This window comes from Halomonas sp. G11, from assembly GCF_001663515.1.
GTDB lineage: Bacteria > Pseudomonadota > Gammaproteobacteria > Pseudomonadales > Halomonadaceae > Vreelandella.
In genome coordinates, this window is sequence record NZ_LYXG01000013.1 from 32229 (window position 1) to 46658 (window position 14430).

Below are 14430 nucleotides of genomic sequence, written 5' to 3' on the forward strand. Positions count from 1 at the left end.
ATAACGTTAAAACTGCTTTGCATGCAGAGCGAGAGCGCAGGTGTTACGCTCTCCTGTACCGTAACGAGCGCCCTTCAACAGGGGCTATACGGCAATCCTGGAGCAAGGTCGGCGTTCATCGCATCGACGCTGATCATTTTCGGCCTGGTGGTGGCCGGCGCATTAAGCACTGAGGGTATCTCTCCCATGAAGGGTAACGACTGATGGTCAGGCAAACGCGGCACGGTGCCACTCGGCGAGCGTCCAAGGGGGCTGTCTTCGACCGCTGGTTAGACCGAGCCGTCTGTGTCGCCGTCATGATGGCGCTTGTCATCGGGCTTGCCGCCGTTATCGCGCATTGGTGGTTTTAAGCCGTCCGCGGGCGGGTTTCGATGCGGTTTCGGCCTAGATGCTTGGCGTGATAAAGGTGCTGATCGGCCTGGGCCAGTAGCGCCGCTGGGCTGATCGTCGTCTGGGCGGATGTGCTGGCGACCCCCATGCTGGCAGTCAAGTGGGTATGCGTACTCGAGTAGGCGTGAGGGATGGCCAGCGAAAGCACGGCCTGGCTTAAACGCTGGGCGACCTCAAGCGCGGTTTCTTCATCCTTATTGGGCAAGACGCAGACAAATTCCTCCCCCCCATAGCGTGCCAGCAGGTCGTGGGCCGGGTCGATGCAGTTATTCAGCACCTGTGCCACCGCACGAAGCGTGTCATCCCCCATGGCGTGACCGTAATGGTCATTGAATTCTTTAAAGTTGTCGATATCGATAAAGATAATCGAGAAGGGTTGGCCACGTCGCTTGGCGCGTTTCCACTGCTGCTGATAAAACAGGTCAAAATGCCGTCGGTTGGCAACGCCGGTCAGCCCATCAATATGCGACAGGTGGTGGAGCTGGTCGCGTTGGTCCAACCCTTGTTGAAAGGCCTGCAACAAGTGGTCGAGGCTGTCGACCAAATGCCCCAGCTCATCATGACGATGACCTCGCAACTGCGGTTTATCCCACTCGCCGGGGCGTTCGGGGTCGGCATGGGCGATAGCGTCGTGGACCTTGAGCAGTGGCCGGGTAATAAAATAGTGGAAGAAGGCAATAATCAACAGGCTGAGTATAAAGGCTTCCAGCACGCTGGACCCAACGACGGAGATACTTCGATCGAGAAATTGTTGGGTAAGGCGCTGCTCGTCAAGCCGAAGCTCGACCTCGCCTACCTCGGCTTCGGGTAAGTCGGCGGCCACGTAATAATTAAGCGGAATCCGATAATGCAGCATATCGCCAAACAGCCGTTGGCTTAGCCAGCTCGTTTCAACTGCCTCGGTGGGAGCAAATTCGGCCAGGGGGCTGCCGAAATCGTCGCGGATGGCGACTTCGGCAATTTCGTTATCGCTGAATAACCCATAGGCAATCTGGTGGGCCAGGTCAGGGTTCAACTGAAAAGCGGCTTCGGCAGCCGCACCCTTGACGATAGCCAACTGCTGTTCAACACGCTGGGCGGCGCTCTGGCGCATCGACAAGGCGTGATTGAACAGCTCCACACTGCCTGCGATAACGCTGATCAAGATAGCCAGCAGTAGGGTGAGCAGCGCTTGCTTGGACGTCAGGCTACCCGAGCGCAACGGTAGGGATGTTTTATTCATGGCGCGAAACTCCGAGGGTCTCGCCAAGGGGAGGAAGGTGATGCTGTAGCCGCTTGATCAGATCCTTGGACACGCTGGGATGACAGGCAAGATACAGCGGCGCACGATAAAACGTAAAGAGATGACTCAGCGCCACGTTTTTAGCGTTGGCCAGAAACTCGCCGGTGGCTTTACCGGTGACGATGACATCGACAAGGCCTGCGTTCAAACGCGCCAGGTTTTCGCGTTCATTGGGTGCGCGCAGCACGTCAATCCCCTGCGCAGCGACATGATTACCCACCGCATCTTCGCGGAAGCTGCCCACGCGAAAGTCAGCCAGCTCTTGTATTGAGCTCGCCTTGATATCCTGGCCCGCCAGGCTGAACGCTGCCCACTCATTGACTGCCAGTGGCCCCGCCCAGCGAAAGAGAGCCTCGCGTTCGGCGGTGCGGGTGGTGGAGTAAACGCAGTTTTGCTCGCGCAGGCGTGCAGCGGTGTAGGCCCTGGCCCAGGGAAGCAGCCGAAACTCCGCATCAATATCCGCCGCGCGCAAGGCGTCGCGTAGCACCTGGGTGGCGCTACCTATGATCTGTCCTTGCTCATCTGGGTAATTGAAGGGCGGGTAATCTTCGGTATTGATGATCAGCGGCGCCGCACTGAGTGGCTGGCTAAGGGCCAGCAATAAGCTTCCAAGCAAACACCGCCAGCCTGTCGAGATACGTTGTTTTAACGGCTTAGTCCGCATGACGGATGGCCTCGCTTTGTCCAGCACGAACGTCCTCCAGGGCCTTCTGCAGGCGATTAACCAGGCCTTGATCCGTGGCGGGGTTGATAGCAAAGTATAAATCCGATTCGCTTAACGTATGCACGGCCGTTAATCGACTGGCGTCAAGGCTTTCGCGGGTGGCGATCCAGCGCGCCACCTCATCGCTATAGGCCCATAAGTCGACACGCCCACGACGTAACATGTGCAAGGCGCTACGGTTATCGATGGCCGGGCGGAGTAACTCGGCCGGGTAGTCGGCTTCTTGCAACGCTTGAGCGCCGATATCTTCACGGATCACCGTGATGCTTAACCGTTTGTCAATCGCCTCTTCCAGCGAGCTGAGCCGAGCGACCTGATGATCCCAGGTCAACAGCACGACCCGGTCGCGAGCAATGGGGCCTACCCATTTGAAGTGTGCTTCCCGGGCAGGGGTACGGGTGGTCGAAAATAACGCCGTATTGGGTTCGTTTTGTGCCAACTCGTAGCCGCGTACCCAAGGATAGTAGATAATATCCTCACGCTTGAAAGGTGCGTCAGCCTGCTCAAATATTGACTCAAGCAGCGTGACCGCTCGACCTTCCAACTGACCGGTCTGTGGGTCCAGATAGTTATAGGGAGGGTACTCCTCGGTAACAAAGGTCAGCGACGTCAGGTCAGAAGGCGAACCGTCAGCCAATGCCAAGGGGGCAAGCAGGGACACTAGCCCTGCCAACCACCGCCTGACGATCGGCTTTCGACGACAACTCCCTGCCCCCACTTCCTTCATGTACTAACGTCCCTGTTATTAGATGATCAATCAAACTTAGAGCAAGCCGCCGCGACTGTCACCTCTATTCTTCCAACGATAGGCGTGTCGCTTGTGCGCCAACCTGATACGCTTGGCATCTTGTTAGCTGGTGAGAGACATCATGGTGCACGCTCAACCTACCCAAGCTGCTTCAGACTTCGCTTCGCGTCGTGAAATTTTTGGCTGGGCGATGTTCGATTTTGCCAACCAAGCCTATACATTGCTGATTATCACCGTGGTGTTCGGCGAGTTGTTTACCACTGTGATCGTCGGCGACCGCGGCGATAACTTTAGACTTGCCAATCTGCTTTGGAGTCTTGCCCTGGCCACCAGTTACCTGTTGGTGGTGGTTACCGCACCGCTATGCGGCGCGATCATGGATGAGCGGGCAGAGAAGAAACGCTTTCTGCTGTTCAGCTACCTGGCCACCGTTGCGACGACCGCCATGCTGTATTTTGTGGCGCCGGGCTACGTGGTCCTTGGACTCATTCTGATCATCATTTCGAATTATGCCTACTCGATGGGGGAGTCATTTATCGCGGCCTTTTTGCCTTCGCTGGGTCCTCCCCAGTCGCTGGGCAAGATCTCCGGGTTTGGCTGGGCGCTGGGTTATATCGGCGGGCTCTTTGCGGCGGGTTTCACCCTGGTGGTGCTGGGTGAAGCAAGCGCCGACAACTTCGAGCGCATTCGCTGGGTAGGCCCCTTCGCTGCCGGGTTTTTCCTGGTGGCCGCCATACCCACCTTCCTATGGTTGAAAGAGCGGGCAACGCCGCAACCGCATCGCGGATCCTACTGGCATACGGCGCGTCGGCGGGTCACGGCCACTTTTCATGACCTGAAACATTTCAGGGATCTATCGGTGTTTCTGGTATCGCTGCTGTTTTCGATGGCAGGGGTGTACATCATTATCGCCTTTGCCTTCATTTACGGGGCCCAGGTAATTGGTTGGGAAGCAAGCGTGCGCAATATCATGTTCATTATTGTGCAAATAACGGCGGCCGCCGGGGCGTTGGGCTTTGGCTGGATTCAGGACCGGCTGGGTGCCAAGCGTACCTATCAGATCACCCTTGGGCTGTGGATCGCCGCCATCCTGGCGATCTGGCTGACCCCTGAGTTCACCAACTGGGTTAACCAGGCCACCGAGTGGCAATGGCAACCCCAGTATGTCTTTTTATTCGTGGGGTGTTTAGCCGGGCTAAGCCTGGGCTCCAGTCAGTCGGCGAGCCGTGCCCTGGTCGGCTTGTTCTCGCCAACGACCAAGTCAGCGGAATTCTTTGGCTTTTGGGGGTTGGCCAACAAGCTGGCCGGTGTCATCGGGATTGTGCTGCTGGGAGGGCTGCAGGCGCTGGTCGGTCTCCAGGCATCTATCCTGCTGTGCGCGGTATTGTTTGGCGTGGCGATGCTGATTTGCGCCAGTGTCAACGAAGCGCGTGGCCGCCAGGCAGCCCTGAACTGGCAGGCATCCCCTGGGTAGCTTGTGTCAGCTGTAGCTATATGCTTAGCTGCACAATCATGGATCCCGATACAAGGAGTTGATATGGGCATTGAAGTTGGTGGATTACTGGGGCTTATCTGGCTCGTCATCATCGTTTGGGCCATCATCAAGGTAGCGAAAAGTACCGCGGGTGGTCTGGCCAAGTTACTGTGGATACTGGTGTTGCTGTTTTTTCCACTGGTGGGGTTTATCGTTTGGCTGCTGCTGGGGCCGAAAGGATAGTACCGCGTTACTGATGATGCCGATATGAATAAGGCAGGCCCCGGGCCTGCCTTATTAGGTAACTGACTATCGATTAATGGCGATCAGCTTTGTTCTTCACCGGGAGGCGCCTTGTAATGCCCGGGAATTTTAAGTTTCTCACCGTTAGGCAGATCGCGCACTTGGGTGGGTACGTAAACGCGTTTGATGACACTTTTGGGTTTGTCACTTCCCATGACCGTCTCCTCCTGTCAGGTTGTCGACAGCGTAGTCACTTACATTAGCTGTCGATGTGGCAAGAATCAAGCGGCGGCTTTTGGGTAAAATGGTCAAGAAACGTGCAGATTGTGTCGCCTGACAAGCGCTTGGCCACTTTTGAGGTATTCTGTTAATAAACATAAACAGCCTGCTTTTGCGTGGGGTAAGCAGGCGATAAGACACATAGCTTACATGGAGTTGACAACTAGGATGGTGGATCACTTAGAAGAACAGTTTCAGACGCTTGGAAGTCAAGAATCGCACAAGCCTGATTATCCCGACCAGGATCATATCCTCATCATCGAAGATGATCAGCGCCTGGCTGAGCTGACCCGGGATTATCTGGAAGCCAACGGCTTTCAAGTCACCTTGGAGGCTGATGGGGCGAAGGGGGTGGATCGCATTCTGACGCTGCAGCCGGATCTGGTGATTCTTGATTTAATGCTGCCCGGGGAAGACGGCCTGGCGATCTGTCGTCGCGTGCGGCCCAACTTTGCGGGGCCGATCATGATGTTGACGGCACGTACGGACGATCTGGATCAGGTGTTGGGGCTGGAAATGGGCGCAGATGACTATGTGCCCAAGCCTGTTCAGCCCAGAGTACTCCTGGCTCGTATGCGGGCGCTGTTGCGACGTGCCGATGGGCCCGCCTCTGAAGGCGAGATACGTCTGCGCTTCGAGAACCTGGAAATCGATAATGCCACCCGTGAAGCCTGGCTGTCGGGGGAGCGTATCGATTTGACCAGCGCGGAGTTTGACCTCTTGTGGCTGTTGGCGCGCAATGCCGGGCGTGTACTCACCCGTGAAGAGATTTTCAATGATCTGCGCGGGATCAAATACGATGGACAGGATCGCTCGATCGATGTGCGAGTGTCACGTATTCGCCCCAAGATTGGTGATGATCCCAACCAGCCCCATCGTATCAAGACGGTACGTAGCAAGGGTTACCTGTTTGTGAAAGACAGCTAAGAAGGACAGCCACATGCGGCGGGTTCTCAGCCACGGCTCGTTTTTACGCTTTTATCTGCTGCTGGGTGCCGCGCTGTTAATGGTGTTTTTAATTGCCCTGGGTGGGCGCGCCTTTATCGAGCAGGTCAGCCGTGAGGACCATCGCGAGGCATTAGCGGCGCTGCCGATGTCGTTAATGGCCCAGCAACTCGCCGACAGTACGCCCCGTGAACGCCAGGCGAGGCTGGCGGGTTGGGCCGAGCTGCTCGATATGCAGTTGACCCTTGTGCCGCTGGAAGATGCATCCCTGAGCTATTTCGAGCGTGCCCGCCTGGAGCGGGGGAAAGTACTGGTGGCGACCTCCCCCTGGCGATTACAGCGCCGTCTGCCTGACCAACCCTGGCTGTTACAGGCCGACTTCCCTTACTGGAGCGAGCGACAGTGGCACGCCACCATAGAGATGCTTGGTGCCTGGCTTTCACCGCTTGGCGGTAGCGAACGCCGTGAGCGGCTGGGTGCACTGGAGCAGGGTAGCTGGCCACTTTCGCTGACCGACCGCCCGCCTGCTGCGTTGAGTGATGCGCAGCGTCGCCAGCTCGATCGCGGCGAGGTGGTCACGCGATTACGCGGTGAGCAGCTGTCGATCAGTTTCGTCTATCAACTGCCCGACGGTTCCCAATGGCTTGAAGCAGGCCCTGCCGCCGGGGGCTCTGACCTGCCGCTCAATCTTCACCTGCCGTTATTGATGGCCCTGATGGTCGTGCTGGCGCTGATTATCTACCTGGTGATGCGCAGTATCGAATCGCGCATGGCGCGTCTCGAACTGGCGGCGACAAGGATTGCCAGCGGCCGCCTGGAAACCCGCGTCAAGGTCGAAAGCGGCGACTTTCTGGGGCGCCTTGGCATGGCCTTCAACGGCATGGCCAATCAGGTGCAGTCGCTGTTGCGCGGCCAGCAGGAGATGATTCGCGCCGTGTCACACGAGCTGCGAACGCCGGTAGCCCGGATCCGGTTTGCCGTGCAAATGGTCGAGGACATGACCGACCAGCCCGCGATACGGCGCCAGCTTCAGGGTATCGATACCGATATTGCCGAGCTGGATGAGCTGATCGATGAAATTCTCACCTATGCCCGGCTGGGGGGGGAGACGGTCAACGGTGCCGAGCTGGAAACCTCGCTGGTGGAATGCCGGGCGATGGCCGAGCGGGTGATCGACGCGCTTTCGCCGCTCCATGAAGGCTTGGCGATAACGCTGGCGCCGGGGCCTGACATCGAGCTGCTGGCGGAGCCTCGCTATCTTCAGCGCGCCTTGCAGAACCTGGTCAGTAATGCCTGTCGCCATGGTCAGTCCAGGGTGGTGATTGGGCTTTGGGATGAACCCCACCTGGTACGTATTGATGTGGAGGACGATGGGCCGGGGATTCCAGCCGATGCGCGGGCCGACGTGTTCAAACCTTTCGCCCGCCTGGACGATAGCCGTGCGCGCAGTTCGGGAGGCTACGGGCTGGGGCTGTCCATTGTGCAAAAAGTCATGGCAGGCCACGGCGGTAGCGTCACCGTGGATACCAGTCCTTCCCTGGGCGGCGCGCGGTTTACGCTACTGATTCCGCGTCGCGAGTCGCCGGTTTGATGCCGTTGAGGACGGCAAACGACGTTTCCTGTGCGGTGCGTAAAAAATCCTGCATCCATGGTGCTTCCAGCGTTTCCTCGCGGACGGCGGCATACAGCGTACTCCACACCCCCTGCTCGCCAAGCTTGACGGCACTTACATAGTCGCGTTCCAGGTACTCCGAGAGCGCCCAGTTAGGCAGCGCGCAGACACCACGGCCGCTGGCGACAAGCTGCATCATCATGATCGTCAGCTCGGCGGTGCGGATTTCCCGGGGGCGCACATTGGCGGGTGTCAGAAATTGGCTAAAGACGTCAAGCCGTGACTGCTCGACCGGGTAGGTGATCAGGGTTTCATCGGCAAGTGCCTCGGGCGTCACGAAGCCCTGGCTGGCAAGCGGATGCTGCCGGGCAACCGCAAGCAATCCTTCATAGCGGAACAGCGGCGCATAGTGAATCCCCTCGATGGGCTGCGGATCCGCCGTGATCACCAGATCGAGCTGTTCGCGCGCCAGCGCGGGTAGCGGGTCAAAATGGTGGCCGCTGGGGATATCGATCTCGACCTCGGGCCAGTGATCGCGAAAGTAGTCCACCGTGGGCATCAGCCACTGGAAGCAGCTGTGGCACTCAATGGCCATGTGCAGCCTGCCCATTTCGGTCCCGGCCATGCGGGCCAGGTCGCGCTCTGCCTTGCGGACTTCGGGCAGAATCTGGTCGGCGAGGGCCAGTAGACGCAGTCCGGCGCGGGTGAACTCAACCGGCCGGGTCTTGCGCATGAACAGCGGGCTATCCACTCGGCTCTCAAGGTCCTTCAACTGATGGGACAGCGCAGACTGGGTGAGGTGGACCCGCTCGGCGGCTTCTACCAGAGACCCTGTCTCACGCAGCGCCAGCAGGGTGCGCAAGTGGCGTAATTCAATCATGGTGAAATTTTTTCATTCTCAGTATTAGAAACTTTAGTTTGATTCACTTTTTGTGGATGCCCAGACTAAGTGAAATCATTCACGTTGCAAGGTTTCATCATGACAGTTTCTCATATCCTCGGCTATCCCCGAATTGGTGCCCAGCGCGAGCTTAAAAAAGCCACCGAAGCCTACTGGCAGGGCGAGTGTTCCCGCGAAGCGCTTGAACAGACCGGCCGCGACTTGCGTTTGCGCCATTGGCAAGCCCAGCGGGCGGCGGGGCTCGATCTGGTCAGCGTGGGGGATTTCGCGTTTTACGACCAGGTACTCAATGTCTCGGTACTGCTAGGCGCGGTGCCCGAGCGCTTCAAGGCGGCACAGGAAATCGCGGCGGGTGACGTTGACCTGGATACCACCTTTCGCATGGCACGGGGGCGGGCGCCCAGCGGCGAACCGGCGGCTGCCTGTGAAATGACCAAATACTTTGATACCAACTACCATTATCTGGTCCCGGAGCTGCACCAAGGGCAGCGCTTTACCCTGGCCTCCAACCGACTGTTCGACGAAGTCGACGAGGCACTGACCGCGGGATTTACCCCCAAGGTGACCCTGACCGGACCGCTCACCTGGCTTTGGCTGGGTAAATCCCCAAGCGGCGAGCTGGACCGGTTGACGCTGCTGGACAGCGTTCTGGACGTTTACTGCGAAGTGCTGGCACGCCTTGCCACTCAGGGCGTCGAGTGGGTTCAACTGGATGAACCGGCGCTGGTGCAGGACTTGCCCCCTGCCTGGCAGCAGGCCTTTGAGCGCGCCTATCACCGCTTGCAGTCCGCTCCCTTGAAGCTGATGGTGGCCAGTTACTTTGGTGGTCTGGGTGACAACCTGTCGGTGGCGACCCGGCTGCCGGTGGATGGGCTGCACATTGACGCCGTCTGCGCGCCTCAACAGGTAGACAGCGTGATTGATCGACTGAGCCCTCACCAGGTGCTATCGGTGGGGTTTGTCGATGGCCGCAATATCTGGCGTGCCGACCTTGCCGCGCTGCGCGAACGCCTGCTGCCGCTCAAGGTTCGCCTGGGTAAGCGGCTCTGGCTGGCGCCAAGCTGTTCGCTGCTGCACGTGCCTGTGGATCTGGCCCAGGAAAAAGACCTTGATGAGGCATTAGTCAGTTGGCTGGCCTTTGCCCGTCAAAAGCTCGACGAGGTGGTTTGCCTGGCCCGGCTGATCGATAATCGCGCCACCGATCTTGATGAGCAGCGCTTGAAGGCAGCAACGCAGGCGTTGGATGAGCGGCGCGAATCAGGACGCATTCATCGGCCTGCTGTCAGTGCCCGGGTTGCTGCCATCACGGCCGAAGACAGACAGCGCCATGCCCCCTATGCCGAGCGTGCCGTGGCCCAGCGGCGTGCCCTGAACCTGCCCCTGTTGCCGACCACGACGATTGGCTCCTTCCCGCAAACCCCCGCTATCCGAGCGGCGCGTCGCGCCTTTAAAGCGGGTGAGATAAGCCAGTCTGACTACGAGGCGCGCATGCGTTCGGACATTGCCTACGCGGTCGAGCGCCAGGAAGCATTGGGTCTCGATGTACTGGTACACGGTGAGGCCGAACGCAACGACATGGTGGAATACTTTGGCGAACAGCTGGACGGCTTTGCCTTTACCCGCTTTGGCTGGGTGCAAAGCTACGGCTCGCGGTGCGTCAAGCCGCCGATCATTTTTGGTGACGTGACCCGTCCGGACGCCATGACCGTGCGCTGGAGCACGTATGCGCAAACGCTCACCGACAAGCCCATGAAAGGCATGCTGACCGGCCCGGTAACCATCCTGCAGTGGTCCTTTGTGCGCGATGATCAGCCGCGGGACACCACCTGTCGGCAGATTGCCCTCGCGCTGCGCGACGAAGTGCAGGATCTGGAGCGCGCCGGTATTCGGATCATTCAAATCGACGAGCCCGCCCTGCGCGAAGGCTTGCCGCTACGCCAGCAGGAATGGCAGGACTACCTGGACTGGGCAGTGGCGTGTTTCCGGTTAACTGCTTCAGTCGTCGACGACAGCACGCAGATTCACACTCATATGTGCTATTCGGAGTTCAACGACATCATTGGCGCGATTGCGGCGCTGGATGCCGACGTGATCACCATCGAAACGTCACGCTCGAACATGGAATTACTGGACGCCTTTCAGGACTTTGCCTACCCCAATGAAATGGGGCCAGGTGTTTACGATATCCACACGCCGAATATTCCCGACGTGGCGTGGATGGTCGATTTGCTCGAAAAGGCGCTGGAAAAGATGCCTGCCGAGCGGCTGTGGGTCAACCCGGACTGCGGCCTGAAAACCCGTACCTGGGCCGAGGTGGAACCGGCCCTGGCCAATATGGTCGAGGCCGCCCAACAGGTGCGTCAGCGCTATACGTAAACGGACCTTTAATCCCCCGGTCTGGTACCGGGGTTTTTGCTCCGGGCATGGCTAGCTTTTGCTGGCGTAGGCGTAGAGCAGGGTTTCCTGGGCGCTGATGGCATCCCCGCTGCCAGGGTCTTGCAGGTGGTAGCTGCCGTCGCTCTGCAGCAGCCAGCTCTGGCAGTTGTCGACCAGGTAGGTTTCCAGGTCCTTGCGCACCCGCGTGGCCAGCTTTTTATCCAGCAGCGGAAAGCAGGTTTCCACCCGGTGGAACATGTTGCGCGACATGAAGTCGGCACTCGAACACCAGATCTCCGGCTTGCCGTCGTTGTGGAAGTGGAAAACCCGCGTGTGTTCCAGAAAGCGGCCAATGATCGAGCGGACACGGATATTGTCCGACACCCCCGGCACGCCGGGCTTAAGGCAGCACATGCCACGGATGATCAGGTCGCATTCCACACCCGCCTGGGAGGCGCGATAAAGCGCCTTGATCAGTTTCGGCTCGGTGAGCGAATTGCACTTGATAATGATATGGGCCCGCTTGCCCTTGCGGGCGACCTGGGCTTCACGGTCGATCATTTCCATGAGCCGTTCGTGCAGGGTAAACGGCGCGTGGAGCAGCGTGTCGATCTTGCGCGCGCGACCCATCCCCGACAGCTGCTGAAACACCCGGTGAACGTCGGCGCAAAGCGCCTTGTTGGCGGTCAACAGGCTGTAGTCGGTGTACAGCTTGGCGGTCTTCGAATGGTAGTTACCGGTACCCAGATGCGCGTAGTGGCGGAGCTCACCATGCTCGCGGCGCACAATGTGCAGCATCTTGGCATGCGTCTTGTATGCCATGATGCCGTAAATCACGATGGCACCGGCTTCCTGAAGGCGCGATGCCAGCTGCAGATTATCGGCTTCGTCAAAGCGCGCGCGCAGCTCGATCACCACGGTGACTTCCTTGCCCTGACTGGCCGCGTCCACCAGTGCGCTGACAATCGGCGAATCGGCGCCGGTACGGTAGAGCGTCTGTTTGATGGCCAGCACATACGGGTCGCGGGCTGCTTCGCTGAGCAGGTCCTCGATTGGCGAAAACGACTGGAAAGGGTGGTGCAGCAGCACGTCCTGCTTGGCGATGGCATCAAACAGGCTGCCGCCTTTCAGGGCTTTGGGGATCCCAGGCGTGTATGGCCGGTAAAGCAGTTCCGGCCGGTCAACATCGCCTAGCACGGCCATCATCCGGGTCAGGTTGACCGGGCCTTGCACACGGTACAGGTCGTCAGCTTCAAGGCTGAACTGGCGCAGCAGGAAGTTGGTCAGGTCGTCCGGGCAGTTATCGGCCACTTCCAGGCGTACGCCACTGCCATAGCGGCGAGCCAAGAGTTCGCCACGCAGCGCGGAGGCCAGGTCGGAGACCTCTTCCGGGTCGACGCTCATGTCGGCGTTGCGTGTCAGGCGGAACTGGTAGCAACCGCGCACCTTCATGCCGGGAAACAGTTCTTCGGCATGGGCATGAATCATCGACGACAGGAACACGTACTCGGTATAGCCCTCGCTACACAGATGCTTGGGAAGCGCCATGAGGCGTGGCAGCGAGCGGGGCGCGGGGAGAATCGCCATCCCCCCGGCGCGTCCGAAGGCATCCTTGCCCTCCAGCTCGACGATAAAGTTGAGGCTTTTGTTCACCAGCCGCGGAAAGGGATGCGAGGGGTCCAGCCCGATGGGGCTGATGACCGGCATGATGTCGTTGTTGAACAGCTCTTGGACCCAGTCTTTTTGCGCCTTGGTCCATTGATCGCGGCGGCGGAATCTTAGCCCCTGCGCTTCTAGAGCAGGCAACAACGTATCGTTGAGAATCTGATACTGACGGACGATTTGCGCGTGGGCAATGTCGGAAATTTCGGCCAGCACCGCCCTTGGCAGCCGCCCGTCGGCACCCGTTGTATCGTCACCCAGGGCAATCTGGTGCTTGAGTCCGGCCACACGAATTTCAAAGAACTCATCCATGTTGGATGAAAAAATCAGCAAGAACATCAATCGGTTGAGCAGCGGGTGTGCTTCATCCAGCGCCTGCTCCAGCACACGGATATTGAACTGCAGGTGGGAGAGCTCGCGATTGAAGTAAAGCTGCGGGTCGTCCAGATCGGTCTCAGGCAGCGCTTCGCGGGCCTGAACGCCCGTGGGCGTGCGGTTGACGCGAAGCGTGGACATCTCACTGTCGCTACCGTCATGGTCATGGCGCGGATAGGGCGAGTTATCGGTGACCTGGTCGTCCATGGTAGCTGCCTCCGGCGTTAGTCGTCTCTGAGCATATCACTGCCTGATACGCATTTGTTAACGCAGTATGGCGGAGGAAGATGACAAAGACGTGTCACGGCATTGTCATCTAGGCCATGTCGGTCTCAGCCACCCAGGATCAACGCGTATTCGTCAGCAGTCGTGCGGCGTCAAGGGCAAAATAGCTCAGAATACCGTCAGCCCCGGCGCGCTTGAAACACATCAGGGACTCCAGGATGACCGTGTCGGCATCCAGCCAGCCATTGTCGAAAGCGGCGCGATGCATCGCGTATTCGCCGCTCACCTGGTAGGCGTAGGTGGGCACGCGTAATTCGCTTTTGACGCGTCTGACAACGTCCAGGTATGGCATACCCGGTTTGACCATGACCATATCAGCGCCCTCGGCAAGGTCCATCGCCACCTCATGAAGCGCCTCGTCGCTGTTGGCCGGGTCCATCTGGTAAGTCCGCTTGTCGGCCTTGCCCAGGTTGGCGGAGGAGCCAACGGCGTCGCGGAAGGGGCCGTAGTAGTGCGAGGCATACTTGGCGCTGTAAGCCATGATGCGCACGTTGTGCAGATGCTCCTGTTCAAGCACCTGGCGGATAGCGCTGATACGCCCATCCATCATGTCGGAGGGGGCTACGACATCGGCACCGGCTTCGGCATGGGAGAGCGCTTGTTTGAGCAGGGTGTCGACGGTGCGGTCGTTAAGCACGTAGCCGTTTTCGTCGATAATGCCGTCCTGACCGTGGATGGTATACGGGTCCAGGGCGACGTCGGTGATGATACCCAGTTCCGGGAGCGCCTCTTTGAGTGCGCGCACGCTGCGCTGTACCAGGCCATTGGCGTTGTACGCCTCTTCGGCAAACTCGGTTTTCTGTTCGCCGCCGACGACCGGGAACAGCGCAATCGCGGGAATGCCCAGGGCGTATGCCTCGCGTGCCTGCTCGATCAAGAGGTCAATGGATAGCCGCTCAACGCCTGGCATGGAGGCGATAGCCTCGCGCTGCTGGCTGCCTTCCAGAACGAAGACCGGCAGAATAAGATCGCCGGTCGTCAGCGTTGATTCGCGCATTAAACGGCGGGAGAAATCGTCGCGACGCATGCGTCGCAGACGCGTCGCGGGAAAGTGACGAGGGGTAGGTGTACTCAACGGTATTCTCCACAAAAACTCAAAAATGAGGCTATCGGCCGCCCTTGACTGAGTATATC

General features: G+C 59.0%; 13 protein-coding genes. 6 read left to right on the forward strand and 7 right to left on the reverse strand.

Annotation, left to right across the window (positions count from 1 at the left end):
- Positions 1 to 203: 203 nt before the first annotated feature.
- Positions 204 to 350, forward strand: coding sequence for a hypothetical protein (locus ADS46_RS18855; protein ID WP_199825204.1), 147 nt, complete (start codon positions 204 to 206; stop codon positions 348 to 350).
- On the opposite strand, the gene ADS46_RS07395 is transcribed toward ADS46_RS18855, so the two are convergent.
- Genes ADS46_RS07395 through ADS46_RS07405 form a run of 3 tightly spaced genes read right to left on the reverse strand, consistent with a single transcriptional unit; the run spans position 347 to position 3057 of the window.
- The gene (locus tag ADS46_RS07395; protein WP_066318256.1) at positions 347 to 1612 is read right to left on the reverse strand and encodes a GGDEF domain-containing protein; all 1266 of its coding nucleotides are present in this window, start codon (positions 1610 to 1612) and stop codon (positions 347 to 349) included. The genes ADS46_RS18855 and ADS46_RS07395 overlap by 4 nt on opposite strands.
- Positions 1605 to 2336, reverse strand: a complete 732-nt coding sequence (locus ADS46_RS07400) for a substrate-binding periplasmic protein (RefSeq protein ID WP_082926022.1) — start codon at positions 2334 to 2336, stop codon at positions 1605 to 1607. The genes ADS46_RS07395 and ADS46_RS07400 overlap by 8 nt, the downstream gene beginning before the upstream one ends.
- The gene (locus ADS46_RS07405; RefSeq protein ID WP_234346783.1) at positions 2326 to 3057 is read right to left on the reverse strand and encodes a substrate-binding periplasmic protein; all 732 of its coding nucleotides are present in this window, start codon (positions 3055 to 3057) and stop codon (positions 2326 to 2328) included. Before ADS46_RS07405 ends, ADS46_RS07400 begins: the two co-directional genes overlap by 11 nt.
- Before the next feature lie 208 nt (positions 3058 to 3265).
- Here ADS46_RS07405 and ADS46_RS07410 point away from each other — a divergent pair, with 208 nt between their 5' ends.
- A complete protein-coding gene (locus tag ADS46_RS07410) occupies positions 3266 to 4618 on the forward strand; it encodes an MFS transporter (RefSeq protein ID WP_066318265.1) in 1353 nt (450 codons plus the stop codon).
- Between the two features lie 63 nt (positions 4619 to 4681).
- Positions 4682 to 4861, forward strand: a complete 180-nt coding sequence (locus ADS46_RS07415) for a PLDc N-terminal domain-containing protein (RefSeq protein WP_066318266.1) — start codon at positions 4682 to 4684, stop codon at positions 4859 to 4861.
- An 83-nt stretch (positions 4862 to 4944) separates the two neighbouring features.
- On the opposite strand, the gene ADS46_RS19080 is transcribed toward ADS46_RS07415, so the two are convergent.
- Entirely contained in the window at positions 4945 to 5076 is a 132-nt protein-coding gene (locus ADS46_RS19080; protein WP_267886945.1) for a hypothetical protein, read from the reverse strand.
- 232 nt (positions 5077 to 5308) lie between these two features.
- On the opposite strand from ADS46_RS19080, the gene ADS46_RS07420 reads away from it, so the two are divergent.
- Both ADS46_RS07420 and ADS46_RS07425 read left to right on the forward strand, forming a co-directional pair.
- A complete protein-coding gene (locus ADS46_RS07420) occupies positions 5309 to 6067 on the forward strand; it encodes a winged helix-turn-helix domain-containing protein (RefSeq protein ID WP_066318268.1) in 759 nt (252 codons plus the stop codon).
- Between the two features lie 13 nt (positions 6068 to 6080).
- The gene (locus tag ADS46_RS07425) at positions 6081 to 7676 is read left to right on the forward strand and encodes an ATP-binding protein (protein ID WP_066318271.1); all 1596 of its coding nucleotides are present in this window, start codon (positions 6081 to 6083) and stop codon (positions 7674 to 7676) included.
- On the opposite strand, the gene ADS46_RS07430 is transcribed toward ADS46_RS07425, so the two are convergent.
- The gene (locus ADS46_RS07430) at positions 7639 to 8577 is read right to left on the reverse strand and encodes a LysR family transcriptional regulator (protein ID WP_066318274.1); all 939 of its coding nucleotides are present in this window, start codon (positions 8575 to 8577) and stop codon (positions 7639 to 7641) included. The genes ADS46_RS07425 and ADS46_RS07430 overlap by 38 nt on opposite strands.
- A gap of 99 nt (positions 8578 to 8676) precedes the next feature.
- Between ADS46_RS07430 and metE the strand changes: the two genes are divergently transcribed.
- Complete coding sequence (gene metE, locus ADS46_RS07435; protein WP_066318275.1) at positions 8677 to 10974, forward strand: 5-methyltetrahydropteroyltriglutamate--homocysteine S-methyltransferase; 2298 nt, start codon at positions 8677 to 8679, stop codon at positions 10972 to 10974.
- A gap of 51 nt (positions 10975 to 11025) precedes the next feature.
- Here the strand turns inward: metE and ppk1 are convergent, their stop codons facing one another.
- Together ppk1 and hemB are read right to left on the reverse strand one after the other, a co-directional pair.
- The gene (gene ppk1 / locus ADS46_RS07440; RefSeq protein WP_420706111.1) at positions 11026 to 13152 is read right to left on the reverse strand and encodes a polyphosphate kinase 1; all 2127 of its coding nucleotides are present in this window, start codon (positions 13150 to 13152) and stop codon (positions 11026 to 11028) included.
- Between the two features lie 205 nt (positions 13153 to 13357).
- Entirely contained in the window at positions 13358 to 14371 is a 1014-nt protein-coding gene (gene hemB / locus ADS46_RS07445) for a porphobilinogen synthase (RefSeq protein WP_066318281.1), read from the reverse strand.
- Positions 14372 to 14430 lie beyond the last annotated feature (59 nt).

Coding starts and splice junctions, on each gene's coding strand:
- ADS46_RS07415 (WP_066318266.1), top strand. CDS start 4,682: ATGGGCATTGAAGTTGGTGGATTACTGGGGCTTATCTGGCTCGTCATC.
- ADS46_RS07395 (WP_066318256.1), bottom strand. CDS start 1,612: ATGAATAAAACATCCCTACCGTTGCGCTCGGGTAGCCTGACGTCCAAG.
- ADS46_RS07400 (WP_082926022.1), bottom strand. CDS start 2,336: ATGCGGACTAAGCCGTTAAAACAACGTATCTCGACAGGCTGGCGGTGT.
- ADS46_RS07410 (WP_066318265.1), top strand. CDS start 3,266: ATGGTGCACGCTCAACCTACCCAAGCTGCTTCAGACTTCGCTTCGCGT.
- ADS46_RS07430 (WP_066318274.1), bottom strand. CDS start 8,577: ATGATTGAATTACGCCACTTGCGCACCCTGCTGGCGCTGCGTGAGACA.
- ADS46_RS18855 (WP_199825204.1), top strand. CDS start 204: ATGGTCAGGCAAACGCGGCACGGTGCCACTCGGCGAGCGTCCAAGGGG.
- ppk1 (WP_420706111.1), bottom strand. CDS start 13,152: ATGTCCACGCTTCGCGTCAACCGCACGCCCACGGGCGTTCAGGCCCGC.
- metE (WP_066318275.1), top strand. CDS start 8,677: ATGACAGTTTCTCATATCCTCGGCTATCCCCGAATTGGTGCCCAGCGC.
- ADS46_RS07425 (WP_066318271.1), top strand. CDS start 6,081: ATGCGGCGGGTTCTCAGCCACGGCTCGTTTTTACGCTTTTATCTGCTG.
- ADS46_RS07420 (WP_066318268.1), top strand. CDS start 5,309: ATGGTGGATCACTTAGAAGAACAGTTTCAGACGCTTGGAAGTCAAGAA.
- ADS46_RS19080 (WP_267886945.1), bottom strand. CDS start 5,076: ATGGGAAGTGACAAACCCAAAAGTGTCATCAAACGCGTTTACGTACCC.